This window comes from Catenuloplanes niger (assembly GCF_031458255.1).
In the GTDB taxonomy this organism is placed as follows: Bacteria; Actinomycetota; Actinomycetes; order Mycobacteriales; family Micromonosporaceae; genus Catenuloplanes; species Catenuloplanes niger.
Genome location: NZ_JAVDYC010000001.1, coordinates 2,113,887 through 2,136,547, shown reverse-complemented (window position 1 = coordinate 2,136,547; position 22,661 = coordinate 2,113,887). Strand labels below are relative to the sequence as shown.

16 protein-coding genes are annotated in these 22,661 nt (G+C 73.5%); 7 read left to right on the top strand and 9 right to left on the bottom strand.

Annotation, left to right across the window (positions count from 1 at the left end; translation table 11 throughout):
- The first annotated feature begins 66 nt into the window (after positions 1–66).
- Together J2S44_RS09195 and J2S44_RS09190 are read left to right on the top strand one after the other, a co-directional pair.
- The gene (locus tag J2S44_RS09195; protein ID WP_310410709.1) at positions 67–3,291 is read left to right on the top strand and encodes a S8 family serine peptidase; all 3,225 of its coding nucleotides are present in this window, start codon (positions 67–69) and stop codon (positions 3,289–3,291) included.
- A gap of 237 nt (positions 3,292–3,528) precedes the next feature.
- Complete coding sequence (locus J2S44_RS09190; protein ID WP_310410708.1) at positions 3,529–6,552, top strand: S8 family peptidase; 3,024 nt, start codon at positions 3,529–3,531, stop codon at positions 6,550–6,552.
- A 59-nt stretch (positions 6,553–6,611) separates the two neighbouring features.
- On the opposite strand, the gene ybiA is transcribed toward J2S44_RS09190, so the two are convergent.
- A complete protein-coding gene (gene ybiA / locus J2S44_RS09185; protein ID WP_310410706.1) occupies positions 6,612–7,136 on the bottom strand; it encodes a riboflavin biosynthesis intermediates N-glycosidase in 525 nt (174 codons plus the stop codon).
- Positions 7,137–7,140: 4 nt separating this feature from the next.
- Complete coding sequence (locus J2S44_RS09180) at positions 7,141–7,836, bottom strand: Pr6Pr family membrane protein (protein ID WP_310410704.1); 696 nt, start codon at positions 7,834–7,836, stop codon at positions 7,141–7,143.
- Between the two features lie 92 nt (positions 7,837–7,928).
- Here J2S44_RS09180 and J2S44_RS09175 point away from each other — a divergent pair, with 92 nt between their 5' ends.
- Positions 7,929–8,567, top strand: coding sequence for a hypothetical protein (locus J2S44_RS09175; protein WP_310410703.1), 639 nt, complete (start codon positions 7,929–7,931; stop codon positions 8,565–8,567).
- Here the strand turns inward: J2S44_RS09175 and J2S44_RS09170 are convergent.
- Both J2S44_RS09170 and J2S44_RS09165 read right to left on the bottom strand, forming a co-directional pair.
- Complete coding sequence (locus tag J2S44_RS09170) at positions 8,552–10,363, bottom strand: FUSC family protein (protein WP_310410701.1); 1,812 nt, start codon at positions 10,361–10,363, stop codon at positions 8,552–8,554. The genes J2S44_RS09175 and J2S44_RS09170 overlap by 16 nt on opposite strands.
- Before the next feature lie 278 nt (positions 10,364–10,641).
- Positions 10,642–11,055 (bottom strand): VOC family protein, encoded by a 414-nt coding sequence (locus J2S44_RS09165; protein WP_310410699.1) that lies wholly within the window; start codon positions 11,053–11,055, stop codon positions 10,642–10,644.
- Positions 11,056–11,107: 52 nt separating this feature from the next.
- On the opposite strand from J2S44_RS09165, the gene J2S44_RS09160 reads away from it, so the two are divergent.
- Together J2S44_RS09160 and J2S44_RS09155 are read left to right on the top strand one after the other, a co-directional pair.
- Positions 11,108–11,815, top strand: coding sequence for a methyltransferase domain-containing protein (locus J2S44_RS09160; RefSeq protein WP_310429545.1), 708 nt, complete (start codon positions 11,108–11,110; stop codon positions 11,813–11,815).
- Positions 11,812–12,978 (top strand): alkaline phosphatase family protein, encoded by a 1,167-nt coding sequence (locus J2S44_RS09155; RefSeq protein WP_310410697.1) that lies wholly within the window; start codon positions 11,812–11,814, stop codon positions 12,976–12,978. The genes J2S44_RS09160 and J2S44_RS09155 overlap by 4 nt, the downstream gene beginning before the upstream one ends.
- Before the next feature lie 36 nt (positions 12,979–13,014).
- Here J2S44_RS09155 and J2S44_RS09150 read toward each other — a convergent pair whose 3' ends face one another.
- Both J2S44_RS09150 and J2S44_RS09145 read right to left on the bottom strand, forming a co-directional pair.
- Positions 13,015–14,622, bottom strand: a complete 1,608-nt coding sequence (locus J2S44_RS09150) for an MDR family MFS transporter (RefSeq protein ID WP_310410695.1) — start codon at positions 14,620–14,622, stop codon at positions 13,015–13,017.
- Entirely contained in the window at positions 14,619–15,287 is a 669-nt protein-coding gene (locus tag J2S44_RS09145; protein WP_310410693.1) for a TetR/AcrR family transcriptional regulator, read from the bottom strand. Before J2S44_RS09145 ends, J2S44_RS09150 begins: the two co-directional genes overlap by 4 nt.
- A 107-nt stretch (positions 15,288–15,394) precedes the next feature.
- On the opposite strand from J2S44_RS09145, the gene J2S44_RS09140 reads away from it, so the two are divergent.
- On the top strand, positions 15,395–16,654 hold the full coding sequence (locus J2S44_RS09140) for a DNA polymerase IV (RefSeq protein ID WP_310410692.1): 1,260 nt from the start codon (positions 15,395–15,397) through the stop codon (positions 16,652–16,654).
- A 118-nt stretch (positions 16,655–16,772) separates the two neighbouring features.
- Positions 16,773–17,156, top strand: a complete 384-nt coding sequence (locus J2S44_RS09135; RefSeq protein WP_307238760.1) for an SCO2097 family morphological protein — start codon at positions 16,773–16,775, stop codon at positions 17,154–17,156.
- 490 nt (positions 17,157–17,646) lie between these two features.
- Here J2S44_RS09135 and J2S44_RS09130 read toward each other — a convergent pair whose 3' ends face one another.
- Genes J2S44_RS09130 through J2S44_RS09120 form a run of 3 tightly spaced genes read right to left on the bottom strand, consistent with a single transcriptional unit; the run spans position 17,647 to position 22,475 of the window.
- A complete protein-coding gene (locus J2S44_RS09130; RefSeq protein ID WP_310410690.1) occupies positions 17,647–20,121 on the bottom strand; it encodes a transglutaminase TgpA family protein in 2,475 nt (824 codons plus the stop codon).
- Positions 20,118–21,413, bottom strand: a complete 1,296-nt coding sequence (locus J2S44_RS09125) for a DUF58 domain-containing protein (RefSeq protein ID WP_310410687.1) — start codon at positions 21,411–21,413, stop codon at positions 20,118–20,120. The genes J2S44_RS09130 and J2S44_RS09125 overlap by 4 nt, the downstream gene beginning before the upstream one ends.
- Positions 21,414–21,416: 3 nt before the next feature.
- Positions 21,417–22,475: an AAA family ATPase gene (locus J2S44_RS09120; RefSeq protein WP_310410685.1), complete on the bottom strand. Its 1,059-nt coding sequence runs from the start codon at positions 22,473–22,475 to the stop codon at positions 21,417–21,419.
- Positions 22,476–22,661 lie beyond the last annotated feature (186 nt).

The window sequence follows — 22,661 nt, the reverse complement described above, 5'->3', positions numbered from 1 at the left end:
ACAATCGCTGTCTCAGCGGTCTATATAGGTGAGGGCAACTGCCATCCACCTCTCGGGGGAGACCGCATGCGACGTCTGATCGCCGCGCTGTCCGTGTCCGCCGCGTTCGCCGCCGTGCTACCCAGCACGGCGGCGGCCGCCCCAGCCGAAGTTCCCGGCAAGTCCGGTAAGGCCGCACAGACCGTCACGCTGATCACCGGTGACCGGGTCACCGTCCACCCGGGTGACCGGCTGGAGCTGACCCGCGGCGCCGGCCGCGAGCACATCCGCTTCGCCACCCGCACCGTCGACGGGCACACCTCCGTCATCCCGTCCGACGCGGCGCCGCTGCTCGGTGCCGGCCGCCTCGACCCGCGGCTGTTCGACGTGACCACGCTGATCGACTTCGGCTACGACGACCGTCGCGCCGACCTGCCGCTGATCGTCGAGGGCGGCAGCCCGGCCGGTGCCCGCACCGCGCAGTCGCTGCCCGGCGGCCTGTCCGCGGTGCGCGCGGACCGGGCCGGCGAGACCTGGAAGTCGATCGCCGGCGCCGACGCGGGCGCCCGCCGGGCCACCGGCAAGGTCTGGCTGGACGGCATCCGCACACCGTCGCTGGACGTCAGCGTGCCGCAGATCGGCGCGCCGGCCGCGTGGCAGGCCGGGCTCGACGGCACCGGCGCCACGGTCGCGGTGCTGGACACCGGCGTCGACGCCACCCACCCGGACCTGGTCGGCCAGGTGGCGGCCGCGCAGAACTTCACCGAGGGTACGGAGGACGACCTCGACCGGGACGGCCACGGCACCCACGTCGCCTCCACCATCGCCGGCACCGGCGCGGCGTCGGACGGGCGCTACCGGGGCGTCGCACCCGGCGCGAAGCTGCTCGACGGCAAGGTGTGCGTGCAGGGCGGGGCCTGCGCCGAGTCGTGGATCCTGGCCGGCATGAAGTGGGCGGCCGAGCAGGGCGCGGACGTGGTCAACATGAGCCTGGGCGGCCTGGACCAGCCCTCGGTCGACCCGTTGGAGCAGGCCGTCCAGACGCTCACCGAGCAGTACGGCACGCTCTTCGTGATCGCGGCCGGCAACGCCGGCGGGGACCGCACGGTCGGCAGCCCGGCCAGCGCCGACTCCGCCCTCGCGGTCGGCGCGGTGGACAAGCGGGACGCGCTGGCGGACTTCTCCAGCCGCGGGCCGCGCACCGGCGACTCCGCGATCAAGCCGGAGATCACCGCGCCCGGCGTCGGCATCATCGCCGCGAAGAGCACGACCGGGCAGATCGGCGGGCCCGCGCCGGTGCCCGGCTACACGTCGCTGTCCGGCACGTCGATGGCGACACCGCACGTCGCCGGTGCCGCCGCGATCCTGGCCGGTCAGCACGACGACTGGACGGCCGAGCTGCTCAAGTCCACGCTGACCGCGTCCGCGAAGCCGAACCCGGAGATCGCGGTGGCCGCGCAGGGCGCCGGCCGGGTGGACGTGGCCCGCGCGATCAACCAGACCGTGACCACCAGCCCGGCCGCGCTCAGCTTCGGCCTGCAACGGTGGCCGCACGCGGACGACGAGCCGCGCACCCAGGAACTGGTGTACCGCAACGCCGGCACCGCGGCGGTCACGCTGAACCTCGCGCTCACGCCGGTCGGCGGCGAGATCCCGGCCGGGCTGGTCACGTTGTCCGCGACCACCGTCACCGTGCCGGCCGGCGGCACCGCCTCGGTGACCGTCACGGTCGACACGTCGCGCGAGATGCCGGACGCGTTCCACGGCGGCGAGATCACGGCCACCGCGGGCGACGTGGTGGTGCAGACGCCGTTCGGCGTGGACCGCGAGGTCGAGAGCTACGACGTCGACCTGAGCGTGCTGGACCGGACCGGCGCCGCCGCCACCGTCGGCTTGCTGGTCTTCATCAGCACCGACGGCCGGACCGGCGTCGACGTGGGCCTGCCGGTCACGGAGGCGCGGCTGCCGAAGGGCACCTACTCGGTCATCTCGCTGCTGTTCGAGGAGTCCGGGGCCACCACGATGGCCGTGCACGCGCGGTTCACGGTGGACGGCATGGAGACGTTGACCATCGACGCCCGGCAGGCGAAACCGCTGTCGATCCGGGTGCCGGACCGGCAGGCCGCGGAGACCGGCGTGGAACTCGTCGTGACCGGGCCGGCCTACGGGTTCGGTCTCGCCACGGACACGTTCACGAACCAGTACACGCTGGACCTCGGGCCGGGCGTGCCGGTCGAGGGCTTCTACTCGCACATCGCCGCGTCGTTCGCGCGGAGGGACGCGAACGGCACGTTCCTGGACAGCCCGTACAGCTACTCGGTGTTCTACCTGACCGAGGGCCGGTTCTTCACCGGGTACGACCGGACGGTGCGTCAGCGTGAGCTGGCCACCGTGCGCGCCACGCACGGCCGGCAGGCCACCACCGCGGACGCCGGCGCCAAGGGGGCGTACCCGGTGCACCCGGACACGTTCGGCGGCTTCTTCGTGCAGACGCCGTACTCGACGCTGCCGTTCGACCGCACCGAGTACTACAACGCGGACAGCGGCGTGGCGTGGATCCCGGTCTTCACCGAGCTCGCCGGCGGCGGTGAGACGGCCACGTTGCAGGAGTACGGCACGCGCACCGTCTACCAGCCGGGCCGCACGGTGCGGGAGCAGTGGAACCGGGCCGTGTTCGGTCCCGCGTTCCCGGATGCCGGGTTCACGTTCGCCGGCCGGTTCCAGGACATCATCTTCGCGGGCCCGTCGCTGTTCGGCGACGGCGGCGGCCGCGAGGGATACACGGTGGAGGGGCTCGGCGACGTGTCGCTCAAGCTCTACCGCGACGGGCAACCGGTCGGCGAGGCCGCCGGCACCTACGGCGAGTTCCAGGTGCCGCCGGGGAAGGCGACCTACCGCCTGGACGCCACGGCGGCCCGGGGCGCGCCGCACCGGCTCTCCACGTCCGTGGTCGCGAGCTGGACGTTCACCTCGGAGAACACCGGCGTGGACGCGATCGTGCCGCTGCCGCTCTCCGCGGTGGTGTTCACGCCGCCGGTCGACGCCACCAGCGTGGCGCCGAAGGGCCGGACGATCTCCGTCCCGCTGACCGTGGACGTGCAGGAGCGGTCGGCGGCGGCCCGCAACCGGTCGCTGACCGTGGAGGCGTCGTTCGACGACGGTGCCACCTGGCAGCGGGTGCAGGTCCGCGACGGCGCCGCGCAGCTGCGGCACCCGAACCGGGCCGGCTTCGTCTCGCTGCGGGCCACCGCGGTCGACCGGGCCGGTAACGCGGTGACCGAGACGATCATCCGGGCGTACGAGATCCGCTGATTCGACCCGGTACGGGTGGGGAGCTCCCCACCCGTACCGGCAAAATCTTTATATGGGAATTTGTCACCGGAAGCCGGGCGGACGCGTCTATCGGGCGTGAGACTACACATTCGGCGAGCGATCGCCGCGCTGTCCGTGTCTACCGCGGCCGTCGCCCTGCTTCCGGGCACGGCGACGGCCGCGCCGCTCTCTCCGGTCCACAGTGGCCGGACCGTCACACTGATCACCGGGGACCGGGTGACGGTCCACGGGAACTCGGTGGAGGTGCGGCGTGGCCCCGGCCGCGAGCACGTCCGCTTCGCCACCACCCGCCACGACGGGCACGTGTCCGTCGTACCGTCCGACGCGGCGCCGCTGCTCGGTGCCGGCCGCGTCGACCCGCGGCTGTTCGACGTGACCACGCTGATCGAGTTCGGCTACGACGACCGCCGCGCCGGCCTGCCGCTGATCGTGCGCGGCGGCACCGGCACCGCGCGGGCCACCGGGGCACTGCCCGACGGGCTGTCCGCGGTCGAGGCCGACCGCACCGGCGAGACATGGAAGTCGCTGACCGGCGCCGCTGCCGCGCGCCGGGCCGGCCACCCGGAGATCTGGCTGGACGGCATCCGCAAGCCGACGCTGACCACCAGCGTGCCGCAGATCGGCGCACCGGCCGCCTGGCAGGCCGGGCACGACGGCACCGGCGCCGTCGTCGCCGTGCTCGACACCGGCGTCGACGGCAACCACCCCGACCTGGCCGGCAAGGTGACCGGCGCACAGAACTTCACCGAGGGCGAGGAGGACGACGCCGACCACGTCGGCCACGGCACCCACGTCGCGTCCACGATCGCCGGGAAGCAGGGCGTCGCCCCGGGCGCGTCACTGCTCAGCGGCAAGGTCTGCGCGACGTTCGGCTGCAGCGACTCGTGGATCCTGGCCGGCATGAAGTGGGCGGCCGAGCAGGGCGCCGACGTGATCAACATGAGCCTCGGCGGCCCGGACACGCCCGGCCTCGACCTGCTCGAAGAGGCGGTGCAGACGCTCACCGAGAAGCACGGCGCGCTCTTCGTGATCGCGGCCGGCAACTCGGGTGAGCTGGGCGACCAGACCGTGGACAGCCCGGGCAGCGCGGACGCGGCGCTGACCGTGGGCGCGGTCGACCGGAACGACGGCCTCGCGGTCTTCTCCAGCAGGGGCCCGCGCCGGCACGACCACGCGCTCAAGCCGGAGATCACCGCGCCGGGCGTGGACATCGTGGCGGCCGAGGCCGGGACCACCGGGCACGTGGCCATGTCCGGCACGTCGATGGCCACGCCGCACGTGGCCGGCGCGGCCGCGATCCTCGCCGGGCAGCACGACGGGTGGACGGCCGAGCAGCTCAAGTCCACGCTGGTCGGGTCCGCCAAGCCGAACCCGGGGATCGCGGTGACCGCGCAGGGCGGCGGGCGGGTCGACGTGGCCCGCGCGGTCACCCAAACCGTGTCCACCTCGCCGGCCGTGCTCAGCTACGGCCGGCAGCTGTGGCCGCACCAGGACGACGCGCCGGTGGCGCAGACGCTCACGTACCGCAACTCGGGCACCGCCGCTCTCGATCTCGGCCTGTCCGTCTCGGAGGTCCCCGCCGGGCTGGTCACGCTCTCGGCCACGACCGTGACCGTGCCGGCCGGCGGCACCGCCACCGTGACCGTCACCGTCGACACGTCCGCGGAGATGGCGGACCGGTTCTACGCCGGCCACGTCACGGCCACGGCCGGTGACCTGATGGTGCGCACGCCGTTCGGCGTCGACCGCGAGGTGGAGAGCTACGGCGTGACGATCGGGGCGCTCGACCGGGCCGGCGCGCCGGCCGCGAACGGATACGTGACGCTCGCCGACCTGGACCGGCAGACCGCGCAGCGGATCTTCCTGCCGGTCACCGAGCCGGTGCGGCTGCCGAAGGGCCGCTACGCGCTGACCGCCACCATCAACGGCACGGCCGACACCACGTTCGCGGCGCACCCGCTCCTCGACGTGCGCGCGGCCGCGACCGTGACGATCGACGCGCGCGCCGGGAAGCCGGTGTCGCTCACCGTGCCGAATCCGGCCGCCGAGGCCACGCTGGCCGAGGCCGGGGCGGAGTGGCCGGAGGGGTACGGCGCGTCCGTCGCCGCCGACGACTTCGCGGCGCTGTACAGCCTCAACATCGCCCCCGGTGTCACCTACCGGGGCTTCCACTCGGTCGTCCACGGCAGCTTCGCCAAGCGGCACGCGGACGGCACGTTCACCGACAGCCCGTTCTCCTACGACGTGCAGTACCTGGTCGAGGACACGATGATCACCGGCTACCGGCACGCGGTCCGGCAGGCCGAGCTGGCCACGGTCAAGGCCCGGCACGCCCGGCACGGCGCCGGCGCGAACGCCGCGGTGAAGGGCGCGTCACCGCAGCACGACGCGGTCTCCGGCAGCTTCACCACCGCGCAGGAGTACCGGACGCTGCCGTTCACCCGGACCGAGTTCTACAACGCGGACCACGGTGTGCGGTGGGGGTCGTTCTTCCAGGAAGGCATCATGGAGGACGGCTTCCCGAGCCACTACTACCTGCAGTTCGGGCCGCCGGTGGCGTACCGGCCGGGGCACACCGTCACGGAGCAGTTCAACAAGGCGGTGTTCGGCCCGTCGTTCCCGGACATGGGCTACCCGCAGGCCGGGCGACGGGGTGACGAGATGTTCATCGCCCCACCGATGTACGGCGACGGCGCGGGCCGCGAGGGCTACTCCGCCGCGCGGACCGCGTCGAGGACCACGCTCTACCGGGACGGCCAGCCGGTCGGCTCGGAGGAGAGCACCGGCGGCGCGTTCCTGGTGCCACCGGCCGCGGCCGACTACCGCGTGGAGATCACCAGCACGCTCGGCGCGCCCGCCCGGCTCTCCACGTCACTGGCCGCGACCTGGACGTTCGCGTCCGCGCACACGGACCCCGCGACGTTCACCGCGCTGCCGATGTCCGCGGTGGTGTTCACCCCGGCGGTGGACGACGAGAGCGTGGCGCCGAAGGGCCGGGCGTTCTCCGTACCGGTGCGGATCGACCGGCAGGAGGGCTCCGCCGCGGCGGCGAACCGGTCGCTGACCGTGGAGGCGTCGTTCGACGACGGCAGGACGTGGACCCGGGTGCCGGTGCGGGACGGTGCCGTGCAGCTGCGGCACCCGGACCGGGCCGGGTTCGTCTCGCTCCGGGCCGTCGCGGTCGACCAGGCGGGGAACACGGTCAGCCAGACCATGATCCGCGCGTACGAGATCCGCTGATCCGCTTCTGATCCGCTTCCGGCGGGGTGCGGGGAGGGGCCGCGGTGGCCCTTCCCCGCTCAGAGCCGCTGCCGGACGTCCATCAGCGCGAAACCGAGCAGGTTCAGGCCGCGCCACCGCCGCGGGTCCGACGCGCGCGGGTCGTCCGCGGCCAGGCCGATGCCCCACACGCGGTCCAGCGGACTGGCCTCCACGAGCACGCGGTTCCCCGTACCCACGAGGTATTCGCCCATCGCCGGGTTCTGCCGGAACTTCGCGACGTTGCCGTCGACGACGATGCCCGTGCGCGCGGCGACCCAGGCCTCCTCGTCGAAGCCGCGCACCTGACGGCCGATGTCCTTGGCCTGCTTGGGATGCGTGGCGTCGAGCACCCGGGCGGCGGTCCGGTCGTCGCCGAACAGCATCGCCTTGCCCCACATCATGTAGTGCTCCGCGGTCGCGAACCGCACGCCGTCGACGGTGAACGGCGACGGTGCCCACTGACTCAGGCAGTCCGCCCCGTCCCGGCGCGGCTGATGCCCCCAGAAGAACACGTACTTCACCCGCTCACCCGCGGCCGTCCGGCGCTTCAGCTCCTCGATCACACGATCATTCTCCGCGCGGTGTCGAACCCTTTCCCGGTGCGAGCGTCTCTGCGGGTGCGAGCGTCTCTGCGGATGCGAGCGTCTTTCTGTGTACGAGCCGGTCCAGGCCGAGCAGGAGCGCCGCGAGGACCGCGAACTCGAGCGCGAGGATGCCGAACTGCTGGGCGACCCAGCCGTAGCCGTTCCGGGTGGGATCCAGGAAGAAGTAGGGGTACGGGTTCGGGTAGTCCGGGTAGACGAACGCGCGGAACTCGGCGAAGAGGCCGTAACCGAGCGGGAAGAGCAGCCAGAGCGGCAGCCGCGACCACGGGGTCACGCGGAACGGGCGGACCAGGAGCCAGTCGGCCAGCGCCAGCGCGGGGACCAGGTAGTGCAGCGCGAAGGTGCACCACTCGGCGATCAGGTCGTCGCCGCCGACCAGCGGTGGGAACGGGTTGGCGCCGTTGTTGAGCAGGAAGTGGGCGACCAGGCCGGTGATCGCCAGCCAGTAGACGACCGGACCGCGCAGGCGGGGCGCCGGTGACGTCACCGTGCCGGTGGTGATCATGTGGCGGACCGCCCACCCGTAGTAGGCGAGCGCGACCAGGTTGCTCTGCACGGTGAAGTACGTCAGCGAGTTGTCCATGAAGAACAGGCCGTACGCCGCGGCCAGCGCGATCGCCACGCGCAGCCACAGTTCCGGGCGTATCCAGATGGCCATTACCGCCGCCTTCCCTGATCACGGTGGTTCGCACGGTAGATCAACCGTGGGGAGGAGGCCATCCGGGGCAGCGGTGATCACATAATGTGGCGATGGACGGGATGCAGTTCGGCGACGCGCACGGCGTCGCCCTGGTCGGACGCGTGCTCGAGTCGGTCCGGGCGGACCCGCGGCGGTCGATGCTGAGCCACCGCACGGTGCCGTGGGTGGCCGGTGGCGACCCGCGGCCGGTGACGGATCCGCTCACCGTCCCGTCCGGGCGGCCGCTGTCGCCGAGCCTGCGGGCGTGGCTGGCGTTCGACGCGAGCCTGATGGAGCGCAACGACTGGTTCGACGAGGACGGCGGCCTCGCGCCCCGCACGCTGGCCGAACTGGTCGGCGACGAGCTCGGCGAGCCGTGGGGCACGCTGTTCGCGCCGGTCGCGGACCGGTTCCCGGAGTGCTTCCTGCTGCCCGGCGGCTCCGACTCGCGGCGGGTGCTGGTGGTGACGGAGCCGGACGCGGCCGGGGAGTACCCGGTCCTCGCGGTCGACGTGGACGACCTGCCGTGCGCGGTGCTGATGTACCCGGGGTTCGACGTCTACCTGGCCGCGACCGCGGAGCTGATCCCGGCGGTGGACGGCGGCGGATACGACGCGATCATGAAGGACCCGGTCTACGGCGACCGCATGCGGGAGCACGCGGAGCGGCTGTTCGGCGGCGCGATGTCGATCGGCTACCCGTTCGACTGAGGCGCCAGGCGGCTCGCGGCCGCGGTCAGGGCGTGCCGGGCGCGCTGCTCCGTGCGGAGCACCATCTCCGCGTCGGTCGGGGTCCGGCCCGGCTCGCCGGAGACCACGTCGTGCGCCTCCCGCACCGCGGTGAGCAGCGTGGCCACCCGGCGCGCGGCCGGCAGCGGGTCGGTGGCCGGGTCGGCCAGGCGGTCGCGCAGCTCACCCACGGCGGCGCGGCAGGCCGCGGTGACGGACTCCAGACGGCGTACGGCCGCGCGGTTGCGGATCAGCACGGCACCGGCCAGGCCGACCACGGCACCGAGCACGGTCAGCAGCAGCCGGTCGCGGACCAGGCCGGTGACGGGCGCGGGCCGGGCCAGCTCGCCGACCAGGATCGCCAGCGGCGTCACCGCCAGCATCGCCAGGCCGTAGTTGCGGACCACCAGCAGCTCCGCCGCCACCTGCAGCACCACGATCGCGGCGACGACCGACCACTGGCCGGGCAGGAGCAGGACCGCGGCCGCGGCCACCGCCACGCCGAGCACGGTGCCGACCGCGCGCTGCACGGTCCGGTGCACGGAGCCGAGCAGGTTCGGCGTCTGCAGCACCGCGACCGCGGAGACGGCGGCCCAGTAGGCGTGCCCGACGCCGGCCTCGCTCGCCAGCAGCGTGGCGAGCGCACCGGCGACCAGCGCCCCCAGCGTCACCCGCGCGGCGACCGGGATCGCCGGCCCACCGAGCCAGGTCTGTCGCGGGTCGGCCGGGTCGGGCCGCAGGAAGTGCGGGCGGCTGCTCAACCTCGCGGCGAGATGCCGTCCGGCGACCCGGGCGATCTCGGCGTGACTGCGGCGGATCCGCGGGATCGGCCCGCTCCGGCCCACCCGCGCGGCCAGCGCCCGCAGCTCGGCCCAGTCCACCGGCGCACTGCCGCCACCCCCGCGCGGCGTGCCACCGGGATCCCCGCTCGGCGGGCCGCCGGGATCTTCGCTCGGCGTACCGCCGGGATCTTCGCTCGGTATGCCGCCGCCGGGCGCCCAGGACGGTGCGCGCCGGGCCGCCTCGCCCTCCACGTGCACCGACGCGAACGCGCTCTCCGCGTGCGCGACCAGCGCTTCGAGATCGGCGATCAGCGCGCCGCGCGCACCGGCCGGCGGAATCGCCGGAAGCGCTCGCCAGGCCCGCTCCACCGCCACCGCCGCCCGGTGCCGCAACACCAGCCCGGACGTACGCGGCGCGACCTCCTCCAGCGCCGCGACCGCGCGCAGCGCCCGGGCCACCGCCAGCCGGCGTGGCGCGTCCCGGTCGACGACCGCACCGATCATCGCCACCAGCCACGCCCACGCCGCCGCACCCGCGGCCAGCGCCGCGTTGCGGCCGATCGAGTGCGACGTGACCGGCAGCGCACCGGCCACCGCCGCCGCGAACGCGAACATCAACCCGGCCGGTGGCCCGACCCGGTAGGCCGTGCAGAGCCACGTCGCGACGCCACCGACCAGCGCCACGACCAGGATCGGCGCGACTCCACCCAGCATCGCGGCCACCGTGCCGGCGACCACGGCCGCGACGAGGCCCAGCCCGACGAGCGCGAGCTGCCGGGCGCGCGGCCGGTAGAGCTCGTCCCGCGCGTAGAGCGCCGTGAACGACCCGAAAGCGGCCGTCGCCGCCCACTCCGGCCGGCCCGCAGCGACGAGCACGACCATCGGTACGGCCACCGCCAGCCCCGCCCGGCACGCGAACGCCCAGGCGGCATCGACGGACCGGACCCGCACCGCGTCGCGCAGCGCCGCGCCGACCGGGCTCGCGGGGGACGTCACGGCAGCTCTGAGCGGTTGTTCAGCGGCACCGGGCAAGCCTAGTCACGCGGCACCGCCGCCCGTCCCAGGGTGCGCCGCGCCCAACGCCCATAGGGATCGCGTCCGGGCCCCCGCACGGCCGCGGCGGCCGCCTCCGCGATGTCGACGGCGACACCGGCGAGCACGTACACCCTGGTCGTGGCGTTGCCCCTGGGTGCCAGCAGGCCCGCACGGCTCAACGCCTGGATGTCACGGACGGCCTGGTCGCGGCTGCCGACGACGCAAGTGGCGTGGGTGGCTCAGGAGTCGTCGCCGGACAGTTCCTCGAAGAGGGTCAGCTGCAGGCCGGCGGGGGCGGACAGCCGGGCGTTGCGGGAGTTCCACGGCGTGACCGTGGGTGGGGCGATCAACTCGGCGCCGGCGTCGGTCAGGGTGGTGGTCATGGCGGTGGCGTCTGTGACCTCGAAGGCGACCCGGATGTGGCCGGCGACCCGCTGACCCACCTCCACCTCGTCGATGTAGGCGGCGTGGCCCGGATCGGTGATCTCCAGGGTGGCGCGGCCGGCGTCCAGGATGGTGACGTGGCCGTCGGGGGAGGAGAACGCGGCCTGTTCGGGCAGGCCCAGCGTGTCCCGGTAGAAGCGGAGCGCCGCCTGGTAGTCGGCGGCGGTGACGACGAGACGGAGCTGGCGGACGGGCTGTCGGTCGGTCATCGGGCCACGGTATTCGTACCCTAGGCTCGGTGAGGTGGAGCGCACACCGACGATGACACCTCGCACCGCCGCCGTCTGGGAGGCGCTGCGCCGTGAGCTGGGCCGGGCCGACGGCCGCGAGCTGACCGTGCTGGACGTGGGCGGTGGCACCGGCGGGTTCGCGGTGCCGCTGGCCGAGCTGGGCCACCGGGTGACCGTGGTGGACGCGAGCCCGGACGCGCTGGCCACGCTGGTCCGCCGGGCCACGGACGCGGGCGTGGCCGACCGGGTGCGCGCGGTGCAGGGCGACGGCGACGCGCTGGCCTCGCTGATCGGTGACGAGTCCGCCGACCTGGTGCTCTGCCACGCGGTGCTGGAGGTCGTCGACCGGCCGGCGGCCGTGGTGGCCGCGGTCGCGGCGGCGCTGCGGCCGGGTGGCGCGGTGAGCCTGCTGGTCGCGGGCCGGGCCGCGGCCGTGCTGGGCCGCGCGATCAACGGTCACCTGGACGCGGCGGCCCGGGTGCTGGCCGACCCGTCCGGCTGTGCCGGGCCGAAGGACACGCTGCGCCGCCGGTACGACGCGGCGGGCGCGACCGCGCTGCTGGAGGCCGCGGGCCTGACGGTGGAGCAGATCCACGGCGTGCGCGTCTTCGCCGACCTGCTGCCCGCCGCGGTCGCGGAGGCGGACCCGCAGGCGCTGCTCGACCTGGAGCTGGCCGCGGCCGCCCACGCGCCGTACCGGGATCTCGCCGCCCAGCTGCACCTCTTCGCCCGCAAATGAGCGTCGACCCGTTCGGCGTGGTCCGGCCCGCCTACGGCCGGGCCAGCCTCGCGGACGTGCTGCCGTCCGCGCTCGCGGTCCTGGGCGTGCCCGGCGCGCCGGACCCGCTGACTCTCCGGGCACAACTGCCGGGGGTACGCCGGATCGCCGTGCTCCTGGTGGACGGCTTCGGCACGTTCCAGCTCCCGGCCGCGTCCGCGATCGGGAGCACGATCGCCGACCTGAGTGCCGGCCGGCTCGGCCGGCACACCCAGCTGACCTCGGGTTTCCCGTCGACGACGCCGGCCAGCCTGGTGACGCTCGGCACCGGCGCGCCGCCCGGTGAGCACGGCGTGCTCGGCATCTCGCTGCACGTACCCGGGACGGACCGGGTGTTGCAGCTGCTGCGCTGGGCGGACGACCCGGACCCGGCGACGTTCGCACCGATGCCGACGCAGCTGGAGCGCGCGGCCGCGGCCGGGGTGCGGGTGACGTCGGTGACCCGGCCGGAGTTCCGCGGCTCGGGCCTGACCACGGCCGCGAACCGGGGCGGCGTGTTCCGGGGCGCGTCGGAGGTGGACGAGCTGGTCACCGAGATCCTCGGCGCGCTCGCCGGCGACGAGCCGCCGGTGCTGGTCTCCGGGTACATCGCGGACCTGGACAAGGCCGGTCACCGGTACGGGCTGACGTCGCCGGAGTGGGCCGCCGCGGCCGCGGACGTGGACGCGCTGATCACCCGCCTGGCCGACGGCCTGCCCGACGACGCGGCGCTGCTGGTCACGGCGGATCACGGCCAGATCGACGTGCCACCGGACCGGCGGTACGACCTGGACGCCGACCCGCGCCTGGCGGCCGGCGTGCGTTTCGTGGCCGGTGAGCCGCGGGTCCGCTACCTGCACGTGGAGCCGGGCGCGGCGGACGACGTGATCGCGGCCTGGCGCGCCGTGCTCGGCGCGGACGCGGACGTGGTGTCGCGGGCCGAGGCGGTGGCGGACGGCTGGTTCGGCCCGGTGACCGAGGCGCACCTGCAGCGCGTCGGCGACGTGGTGGTGACCATGCGGGACCGGGCCGTGGTGCTGGCGACCGGGCACGAGCCGCCGGCGGTGTCCACGCTGATCGCGTTCCACGGCGCGAACACGGCGGCGGAGATGTCCGTCCCGCTCTTCGTGCTCACCAAGAAGTAGGGGCCGGGCGGATCCGCCCGGCCCCGACGCGGGACGTCAGTGCACCATCGACGGCGGGGCGGGCGTGTTGTTGCCCTCCTCGGCCAGGCGGTCCAGGCCGCTCGTGGTCTTGAGCGGCACCTCCTTGATGAAGATCACCGTGAGCAGCGTCAGCACCGCGAACGGCACCGCGACCAGGAACAGGTCGCCGATCGCGTCGCCGTACGCGTTCTGGATGATCGTCACCAGCTCCGGCGGGAGCGTGGACAGGTCCGGCACCGCGCCGTGTCCACCGCCGCCGGGCGCGGTCGCCGCGGCCGGGCCGAGCGCGTTCTCCATGTTGGCCGTGACCCGGTTGGCCAGGATCGCGCCGAGCACGCTGACGCCGACCGAGCCGCCGAGGCTGCGGAAGAACGAGATCACGGACGTGGCGGCGCCGAGCTCGTGGGCGGGCACGTCGTTCTGCGCGGCGAGCACCAGGTTCTGCATGAGCAGGCCGACGCCGACGCCGAGCACGGCCATCTCCGCGCCCAGCACCCACAGGCTGGTGTCCGCGCCGATCGTGCTGAGCAGCCCCAGGCCGGCGATCATGATGATGCCGCCGGCGACCAGGTACATCTTCCACTTGCCGGTCTTGGTGATCATCGCGCCCGCGATCGTGGACGAGACCATCAGACCGAAGATCATCGGCAGGCTGAGCAGGCCGGCCTCGGTCGGCGACTTGCCGAGCGAGAGCTGGAAGTACTGCGACAGGAAGACCGTGCTGCCGAACATCGCGACGCCGACCAGCAGGCTGCCCAGCGTGGCGAGGCTGACCGTGCGGGACCGGAAGATGCCGAGCGGGATGATCGGTTCGGGGACCCGGGACTCCACCACCAGCGCCACCGCGATCAGCGCCAGGCCGCCGGTGACCAGGCCCGCGGTCCAGGTGGACAGCCACTCGAAGTTGTTGCCGGCCAGCGTGACCCAGATGAGCAGCGTGGACACGCCCGACATGATCAGGAACGCGCCGAGGTAGTCGACCTTGACCTTGCGGCCGATCGTGGGCAGCTTGAGCGTCTTCTGCAGCAGGAAGATCGCGAGCAGCGCGAACGGTACGCCGAAGAAGAACGTCCAGCGCCAGCCGAGCCACTCCGTGTCGACCAGCAGACCGCCGATCAGCGGGCCGGCCACGGTGCCGGTGGCGAAGACCGCGCCGAAGATGCCGGAGTAGCGGCCCAGCTCCCGCGGCGGGATGATCGCGGCCATCACGACCTGCACGAGCGCGGTCAGGCCGCCGGCGCCGATGCCCTGCACGACGCGGCTCGCGATGAGCACCTCGGGGTTCGGCGCGAAGCCGGCCACCAGCGAACCCACCACGAACAGGCCCAGGCTGGCCTGGATCAGCAGTTTCTGGTTGTAGAGGTCGGCGAGCTTGCCCCAGAGCGGGACGGTCGCGGTCATCGCGAGGAGTTCCGCGGTGACCACCCAGGTGTAGACGGACTGGCCGCCACCGAGGTCGGAGATGACCCGCGGCAGCGCGTTGGCCACCACCGTGGAGGCGAGGATCGAGACGAAGATGCCCATCATCAGGCCGGTGAGGGCCTCGTTGATCTGGCGCTTCGTCATGCGCGGAGCGGGAGCGTCGCCGGTCTTGGCGACCGTCTCCGCGGGGACGGTGGTCATGGATTCTCCAGGTGCGGAATCGAGTGGCAGACCGCGGCGTCGAGGTCGGCGATGGTGATCGGAGGTTCGGTGATCGGGGTGTGACCGTGGGCGCGCAGGCCGTCCAGCGTGATCCGCAACTGGCGTCGCCACAGGCCGGGCCGGCCGGCCTCGGTGAGCTCGATGATCTTGCCGATCGCCATCATGGTGAGCGCGATGTCCGCCTCGCCCACGTCCGGCCGCAGCTCCCCGGCCGCGCGTGCCCGGTCGAGGAGCAGGTTGATCACCTCGCTCATCCGGGACCGGCAGTCGTCCAGCAGGGACGTGGTGGCCAGCACCCGGAACACGCCGTCCATCAGCGCGCGGTCCGCGCACTGCCGGGCCAGTGCGTCCTCCAGGAACGCCGCCAGCCCGGCCCACGGCTCGCTCTCCCGCGCGGCCTGCAGCGCCTCGTCCATCCAGGCGTCGAAGTCGGCTTTGATCACGGCGCCGAGCAGCTGGTCCTTCGTGGCGAAGTGCCGGTAGAGCGTGCCCATGCCGACGCCGGCGGCACGAGCGATCTCCCGCACGTCGACGTTGGCACCACGCTCGGCGAACGCCGCGGCGGCCGCGGACAGGATCTGCTCGCGGTTGCGTACGGCGTCCCGGCGCAGCGGCCGGGAGCTCGCGGTGGTCGGAACGGTCACGCGGCAACGGTAGCGGCCTACCGGAGCAAGTGCTCCGCATTTCGCAGTGAACCGGAGCACATGCTCCTGTTAAGAATCTGTCGGAGGGTGCGTCTAGCGTGTGCACCATGGGGCGAAGCCAGGCCGTGGGCCGCGAACGGGACCCGCGGTTCGGCGCGGACGCGGACGACACCGGTTGCCCGATCCTGCACGTCGACATGGACGCGTTCTATCCGTCCGTGGAGATCCGCCGGCGTCCCGCGCTGCGTGGCCAGCCGGTGATCGTGGGCGGCCTCGGTAACCGTGGCGTGGTCAGTTCCGCCAGCTACGAGGCCCGCGAGTTCGGCGTGCGCAGCGCGATGCCGATGGCCCGCGCCCGGGCGCTCTGCCCGCACGCGGTGTTCCTGTCCCCCGACTTCGAGGCCTACACGGCCGCGTCCCGCGCGGTCATGCAGATCCTGCGGGACACGACGCCGCTGGTCGAGCCGCTGTCGCTGGACGAGGCGTTCCTCGACGTCGGCGGCGCCCGGCGGCTGCTCGGCCGCCCCGTGGAGATCGCCGCGAAGATCCGTGCCCGGGTCGCCGGCGAGTTGGGGCTGACCTGCACGGTCGGCGTCGCGCCGACAAAGTTCCTGGCCAAGCTCGGCTCCACCCGGGGCAAGCCGGACGGCCTGATGGTCATCCCGTCCGCGCTGGTGCTGGATTTCCTGCACCCGCTGCCGGTCGCCGCGCTCTGGGGCGTGGGCGAGCGCTCCGCGGAGGCGCTGCAGCGACTCGGCCTGCGCACGGTGGGGGACCTCGCGCACGCGCCGGTGTCGCTGCTGCGCTCCGGGGTCGGCGAGGCGGCCGCGGCCCACCTGCACGAGCTGTCCTGGGGCCGGGACCCGCGCGGCGTCCAGCCCGAGCACGTGGACAAGTCGATCGGGGCCGAGGTGACGTTCGACACTGACTTGGTCGATCCCGACGGGATCCGGCGGACCCTGCTGGAACTCTCCGGCAAGGTGGCGTCGCGGCTGCGTGCCGCCGGGCACGCCGGCCGGACCGTCTCGATCAAGATCCGCCGGGCCGACTTCCAGACGCTCAACCGGTCCCGGACGATCGCCTCACCGACGGACGTGGCTCGGGAGATCTTCGATACCGCCTGGGCGCTTTACGCTGCTATGCCGCATACCGGGCCGCTCCGGCTCGTCGGGGTGCGGGTCGAGGGCCTGGTCGACGGCGCGTCCGCGGCCCGCCAGCCGGAGCTGGGCGCACCGGAGCACGGCTGGCGGGAGGCCGAGACCGCGATCGATGCGGTGCAGGCCCGGTTCGGTGGCGCGGTGATCCGCCCGGCCAGCCTTCTCGGCGGCGGCGATCCGCGGCGGCCGGAAAATCCCTCCCGACCGTGAGTCGTCCCGCTTTCCGCATCGCGACACCCCTCGTAGACTGGCGGGTAAGCAGCCCTACCGGGCTGCCACGGTCTGTCGGCCCACCCCGGGCCGGCACAGCTGACCGGGGAGGAGTGCCGTGCCGCTCTCGGAGCACGAGCAGCGGCTGTTCGATCAGATCGAGCGGTCGCTGGCCGAGGACCCGAAATTCGCCTCGGCGGTGCGCGCCAGCGATCCGCGCTTTCAGGCGCGACGTCGTCTGATCGTCGCCGCTGTCGCGATCATCGCCGGGCTCGCTTTGCTTGTCTATGGTGCGGTGAGCAAAGTTCCGCTGCTCGGCGTGGCCGGTTTTGTGGTCATGCTCGGTGCCGCGGCGTTCGCGATGACGTCGTACCGTAAGTCGCAATCGCCCGACCTGCACGTCGTTGGCGGCACCGCCAGCCGGCGGACCAGGCAACGACGTCTGTCGTTCATCGACCGGCTGGAGGAGCGCTGGCGTCAGCGCCCCGAGGGGCATCGCTGACCGACGCCCGACGACACCCGCAGGCGACGAGACCGGGCCGGTGCGAACCGGCCCGGACGCCTGTCCGGGCACGGCCGCACGGGTAGATCCGGCCGTGCCACGCGCGCCCGCCGCCGGATGCCGCACACCCGCGCCGTCGGATGCCGCGCGCCCGCCGTCGGATGCCGGGGCGGCCGTCGCGGTTCGGTCCACCGTTCTTGACTTCCGGTCATCACGCCTCTTGACTTCCGGTCATCACGCCGTGGATTCCCTGCCTGCCGCCGCCCGGTCGGTGTCGGTCGACGGTGGGCGGGATGACGTCCGGGCCGGGGGAGTGCGGGCGTGGCGGGGGAGTCCTTCGCGTACCCGTGTCATGGGATTCGTGGGTTGACGCCGATCATCCTGACGCACGCGGGCGTATCGCGGCTGACGGATGGCTGAAGTTCCGGAGACGTCGACGTTCCGGATACGACGAGGGCCCGGGTCGTCGGACCCGGGCCCTCGTCGCGCCTCAGCGGGAGCGGGCGAGCAACCGTCGTGGGCTGAGCCGCAGCGCGGCGTCGCGCCAGCGGCCGAAGAGGCCGACCACGGCGGCGTACCGGTCGCCGATCGCGGTCTTCCAGTGCCGCAGGACGGACGGCGGCATCAGCGCCGCCCGCAGGCGCGTCCGGCGGCCCGCGTGCACGGACAGGCCCTGCCGCAGCTGGGCCAGCGCGCCACCCAGGTCACTGCCGGTCAGCGGCGTCCGGGCGTAGCGGGCGTGCTCCTCCGCGCTGCCGAGCACGGCGGCGGCCGAGGCCGCCTCCGGGGACAGCGACTCGCTCCGGGTCAGCCGATCCACCGTGTTGCGCGGCGTCTCGGCCGGATTCACCTCGACCCGGAAGTCGATCATGGTGTCCAGCATCTCCGCCCAGGCCGCGTGCGCGTCCCGCCGGGACTTCTCCAGCTCCGGCGACGGGCCCAGGATGGTCATCCGGCCCGTCTCGTCCCCGGCGCCGCCGGCCGCCGCGACCGAGGCCACGGACGCCGGTGCGGAGCGCCGCCGGCGCGTCGCCGAGCGCAGCACCGCGGGCACCGCGAGCAGCGCCAGCAGCACGATGGTGGCCGCGGCCAGGTACCAGGGCCAGCGCGGGCCCGCCGGCGCGCTCGGAGCGCCCCCGATGGGGAGCTCGTCGGTCTCCCGGTCGCCGCGCTCGCCCGGTGCGGTGCTGGGCGCGGGTCCCGCCGACGTGCTGGTGGTCGGCGCGGCGGACGCGGTCGGCGTCTCCGTCGCGTCCACGTCCGGCGCCCAGTCGCCGCGCGCCGCACCGGCCACGTCCGAGGCCGGCGTGGCGTCGAACGGCACCCAGCCGAAGCCCTCGAAGTAGACCTCGGTCCAGGCGTGCAGGTTCTGGTTCGTCAGCGTGTACGTGCCCGGTTCGGCCGACTCCGCGCCCCGGGTGAACCCGAATGCGACCCGCGCCGGGATGCCCGCCTGACGCACCAGCCAGGCCAGCGCGGTGGCGTACTGCTGGCAGTAACCGGTCTTGTTGGTCAGGAAGTCCAGCAGGTCGGACCCGGTCGAACCGGTCTTGGTCTGCACGCTGTACGTGAAGCCGTTCTCCTTGGCGAAGTACTCGTACAGCGCACGGACCGCGTCGTACTGGTTGGTCGTGTTGCCGGTCCGGTCGTCGACGATGCGCTCGACCGCGGCCTGCTGCTCCGCGGTGAGGTCCGGTCGCTGCGTGTACTGCTGCCGGACGGTGCTCTCCGGCGCCAGGTCGGGCGCCCGGCGCAGCGCGTCCGCCGTGTACTCCGCGGAGATGTACGTGAACGAGTACTCCGCGTCCTCCGCCGTGCGCCGGTTGGAGTAGACGATCTGCAGCGACGGGTCGTAGAACCAGGCCGAGTCGACGTCCGCGACGGCCGTGGTGTTCGCGTAGACCGGCAGCATCGGCATCTCGAACCGCTCGGAGACCTTGATGCGCGCCGAGTACGTGTTCTGCGGCAGCCGGGAGCTGGCCACCTGCGGTGCCTGGATCTCCGTGTTCGCCGGGCGGCCGTTCGGCGCCTGGTTGCGGAAGCCCTCCGGCGTCAGGTTGTCGGCCACGCCGAACCGCAGGTAGTACGGGTTCGGGTCGTTCGTGGTGACGGTCAGGTAGGGGACCGTCTCGGTGCTCTGCAGCTGACCGCTGAGCGCGGAGAACAGGTCGACCTTGCCGGCGCCGCCCGCGCCGCCGGGACCGTTGCCCGGTCCCGCGCCGGTGGTCTGGGTGAGCCGGGTCAGCAGGCCGCCGCTGAACGTCGGCACGGCCAGCGGGATCGCCACGGCCGCGACGACGCCCACCACCGCGAGCCGGCGGCCGGCCGCGGCCAGCGGGGACGGCGCCCAGACGTCCACGTCCCGGCCGTCGCCGGTGAACCGGCGGCCGAACCGCCGGACCCGCTCGACGTTGTCCGCGACCAGCAGCCACAGGTAGCCGACCGCGCCGATCACGAACGGCAGCGTGGGGACGCTGTCCGGGTAGATCGCGACCGGCACCGAGTAGATCGCCAGCATCGGCAGGCCGGCCAGCGCGGGCCGGCGCAGGCCGACCGTGAGCAGGTCGACCACGATCGCGACGCCGCCGACGCCGAGCACGGTGAAGAACAGCAGGCCGTCGCGGTCCGGCACCGGGATGCCGTACCCGCGCATGTCCTCCACGGCCTGACCGCTGAGCGCGCCGAAGTGCGCGAACGTCTCCGGCGAGGGCAGCAGCCCGAGGAACTCGTCGCCGCTGCGGAACATCCACGTGGTGATCAGCAGCAGGCCGGCCGCCATCGCCAGGGCCTGCACCCAGACCGGTGCGCGCAGCGAGCGGGCCGCGGTCGCCGCGCCGCACACCACGCCGACCGCGACGACGCACTGGATAAGCCAGGTCCAGGACGCGTAGATGGTGGAGATCGGCGCGGCGGCCATCATCGTCGCCGCCGCGGCCACCAGTCCGAGTCGTCGCCGCCCGCTCATCGCCGTCCTCCCGCCACGGTCTCGGCCATCGTCGCCCGGTAGGCGAAGCCCTGCGTGCCGCGGCCGATCTGCGGCCACAGCCCGGCGAGCTTCGCGCCGTGGTGCACGCCGACCACCCGCCAGCCGCTGCGGGTCAGGCTGAGCGCGGCCGAGTTCTGCGCCGCGTCCGCCTCGGCCCGCGCCTCCGGCGGCAGGTTCACCCAGGTGGAGCTGTCCACCAGGAAGCCGATGCAGGTGGCGTTGCTGCCCCGGAGCCGGGCCAGCACCTCCGCCTCACCGGCGGTCAGCGAGCCGAGCAGCGCGATGACCAGGCCGCCGTCGGAGCGGCCGCGCACGTTCTCGATCAGTGAGGCGATGTCGCCGGTCTGCGGCTTGACCTCGGCCAGGTGGTCGAGCAGCACGCCGTCACCGGACGCCTCGGACGCGTCGATGTCCGCGCCGGCGCCGGTCACCAGCCGCAGCTTGTACCCGGCCTGGCGCAGGTGCAGCGCGATGCTGGCGGCCGCGGAGACCGCGAACTCGAAGCTGGCGGTCGGGCCCTCGCCCCGGTACGCGCCGGCGCGCGTGTCCAGCACGACCGTGGCCCGGCTGTCCCACGGCTGCTCCTCGCGGCGGACCATCAGCTCGCCCTTGCGCGCGGTGGACCGCCAGTGCACGCGGCGCAGGTCGTCGCCGCGCCGGTACTCCCGGGTGGCCGCGTCGTCCTCGCCGTGCACCGCGACGGACCGGGCGCGGCTCTCGCCGGTGCCCGCGTACTCCCCGGTCAGACGCACCGCCGGCAGCGGGGTGACCTGCGGGATCACGGTGAGCCGGTCGGTGCTGGGGAACGCGCGGGTCAGCTCGCACAGGCCGAACGGGTCGGTGAGCCGCACGATCAGCGGGCCCACCTGGTAGCGGCCGCGCAGGTCGGCGCGCACGGTGTAACCCACGGAACTGGCCTGGCCGGCCGCCAGCCGCTCCAGCACCACCCGGGGGCGGCTGCCCAGCGCGTACGGCAGCCGGTCCTCCAGCAGCAGCGTGCCGGTGGGCAGCCGGGACATGTTCTGCAGGCGCAGCACCACGCGGGCGTTGCCGCCGACCGGCGTGCGCTGCGGGTCGAGCGAGCGGGTGCAGGCCAGCCGGTACCGGTTGCGTCCCACGTAGACGGCCGCGATCAGCGGCAGGGCTATCAGCAGGATCGCGACCCGCAGCAGGTCCCGCTCGCCCAGCACCACGGCGGAGAGCGCCGCGGCGAGGCCGGCCGCCAGGAACGAGCGGCCACGCGTCGTCAGTCCGCGCAGGGCTTCGCGCATAAGCTACAGCCCTCGCGGTTCGTATCGGCTGCGGTCGTCGCCACCCGGCACCTGGGGGCGCGTGTCGTACGGCGAGCGGCCCCGGTCGTGCGGCAGCGGCAGCCGGCGGACCAGGTCGGCGAGGATCGCGTCGGTGGTGCGGCGGGCGAGCTGCGCGTCCGCGGTCGGGATGATCCGGTGCGCGAGCACCGGCACGGCCAGCACCTGCAGGTCGTCCGGGAGCACGAAGTCGCGGCCGTCCAGCGCGGCCACGGCGCGCGCCGTGCGCAGCAGCTGGAGCGTGGCGCGCGGGGAGGCGCCGAGGCGCACGTCCGGTGCCTCGCGCGTCGCGTTGACCAGGTCGACCGCGTACTGCTTGACCGCGTCGGCCACGTGGATGTTGCGCACGGTGGCGATCATGCGGCGGATCGTGTTCGCGTCCACCACGGCCTTGAGCGCGGACAGCGGGTCGCGGGCGCCGTGCCCGTCGAGCATGGCCAGCTCGGCCTTGGCGCTCGGGTAACCCATCGCGATCCGGGCGGTGAACCGGTCGCGCTGCGCCTCCGGGAGGGGGTAGGTGCCCTCCATCTCGATCGGGTTCTGCGTCGCGATCACCATGAACGGCGTCTGCAGCTCGTACGTGACGCCGTCGACCGTGACCTGGTGCTCCTCCATGCACTCCAGCAGCGCGGACTGCGTCTTCGGCGAGGCCCGGTTGATCTCGTCGCCGACCACCAGGTTCGCGAAGACCGCGCCCGGCTTGAACTCGAAGTCGTGCGTCTCCTGGTTGTAGATGCTCACGCCGGTGACGTCGCTGGGCAGCAGGTCCGGCGTGAACTGGATCCGGCGGACCGACGAGTCGATCGTGCGGGCCAGCGTCTTCGCCAGCTTGGTCTTGCCGACACCGGGGACGTCCTCGATCAGCAGGTGACCCTCGGCGAGCAGCACGGCGAAGGCCAGTCGCACGGTCGCGGTCTTGCCTTCGATCACCTGCTCGATATTGGAGACGATCGCCTCGCTGGCGATCTTGAACTCGTTCTTCGGCAACGGACCACCGAGCTCGTCCCAGGTAGGTGCGGACACGGGCAATCCTCCTCTTCGACGGGCCCTGTTCTGACCCCTAAGAGTCACCGGACCCGCGATCTGGTTCGCAGGCGCGAACGAATTTCGGTTCGCGGGAGCGAGGACATGGTCCGCCCGCATCACACAGGCTAGCCCGGTCGATGCGGATCGCCGAGACCTCCCCGTTATCGGACTCCCAGCCGACAC

Excerpts from the sequence above, each read along its gene's own strand:
- J2S44_RS09195 (WP_310410709.1), top strand. The coding sequence starts at position 67 with ATGCGACGTCTGATCGCCGCGCTGTCCGTGTCCGCCGCGTTCGCCGCC.
- J2S44_RS09180 (WP_310410704.1), bottom strand. The coding sequence starts at position 7,836 with ATGGCCATCTGGATACGCCCGGAACTGTGGCTGCGCGTGGCGATCGCG.
- J2S44_RS09175 (WP_310410703.1), top strand. The coding sequence starts at position 7,929 with ATGGACGGGATGCAGTTCGGCGACGCGCACGGCGTCGCCCTGGTCGGA.
- J2S44_RS09165 (WP_310410699.1), bottom strand. The coding sequence starts at position 11,055 with ATGACCGACCGACAGCCCGTCCGCCAGCTCCGTCTCGTCGTCACCGCC.
- J2S44_RS09160 (WP_310429545.1), top strand. The coding sequence starts at position 11,108 with ATGACACCTCGCACCGCCGCCGTCTGGGAGGCGCTGCGCCGTGAGCTG.
- J2S44_RS09155 (WP_310410697.1), top strand. The coding sequence starts at position 11,812 with ATGAGCGTCGACCCGTTCGGCGTGGTCCGGCCCGCCTACGGCCGGGCC.
- J2S44_RS09150 (WP_310410695.1), bottom strand. The coding sequence starts at position 14,622 with ATGACCACCGTCCCCGCGGAGACGGTCGCCAAGACCGGCGACGCTCCC.
- J2S44_RS09140 (WP_310410692.1), top strand. The coding sequence starts at position 15,395 with ATGGGGCGAAGCCAGGCCGTGGGCCGCGAACGGGACCCGCGGTTCGGC.
- J2S44_RS09130 (WP_310410690.1), bottom strand. The coding sequence starts at position 20,121 with ATGAGCGGGCGGCGACGACTCGGACTGGTGGCCGCGGCGGCGACGATG.
- J2S44_RS09125 (WP_310410687.1), bottom strand. The coding sequence starts at position 21,413 with ATGCGCGAAGCCCTGCGCGGACTGACGACGCGTGGCCGCTCGTTCCTG.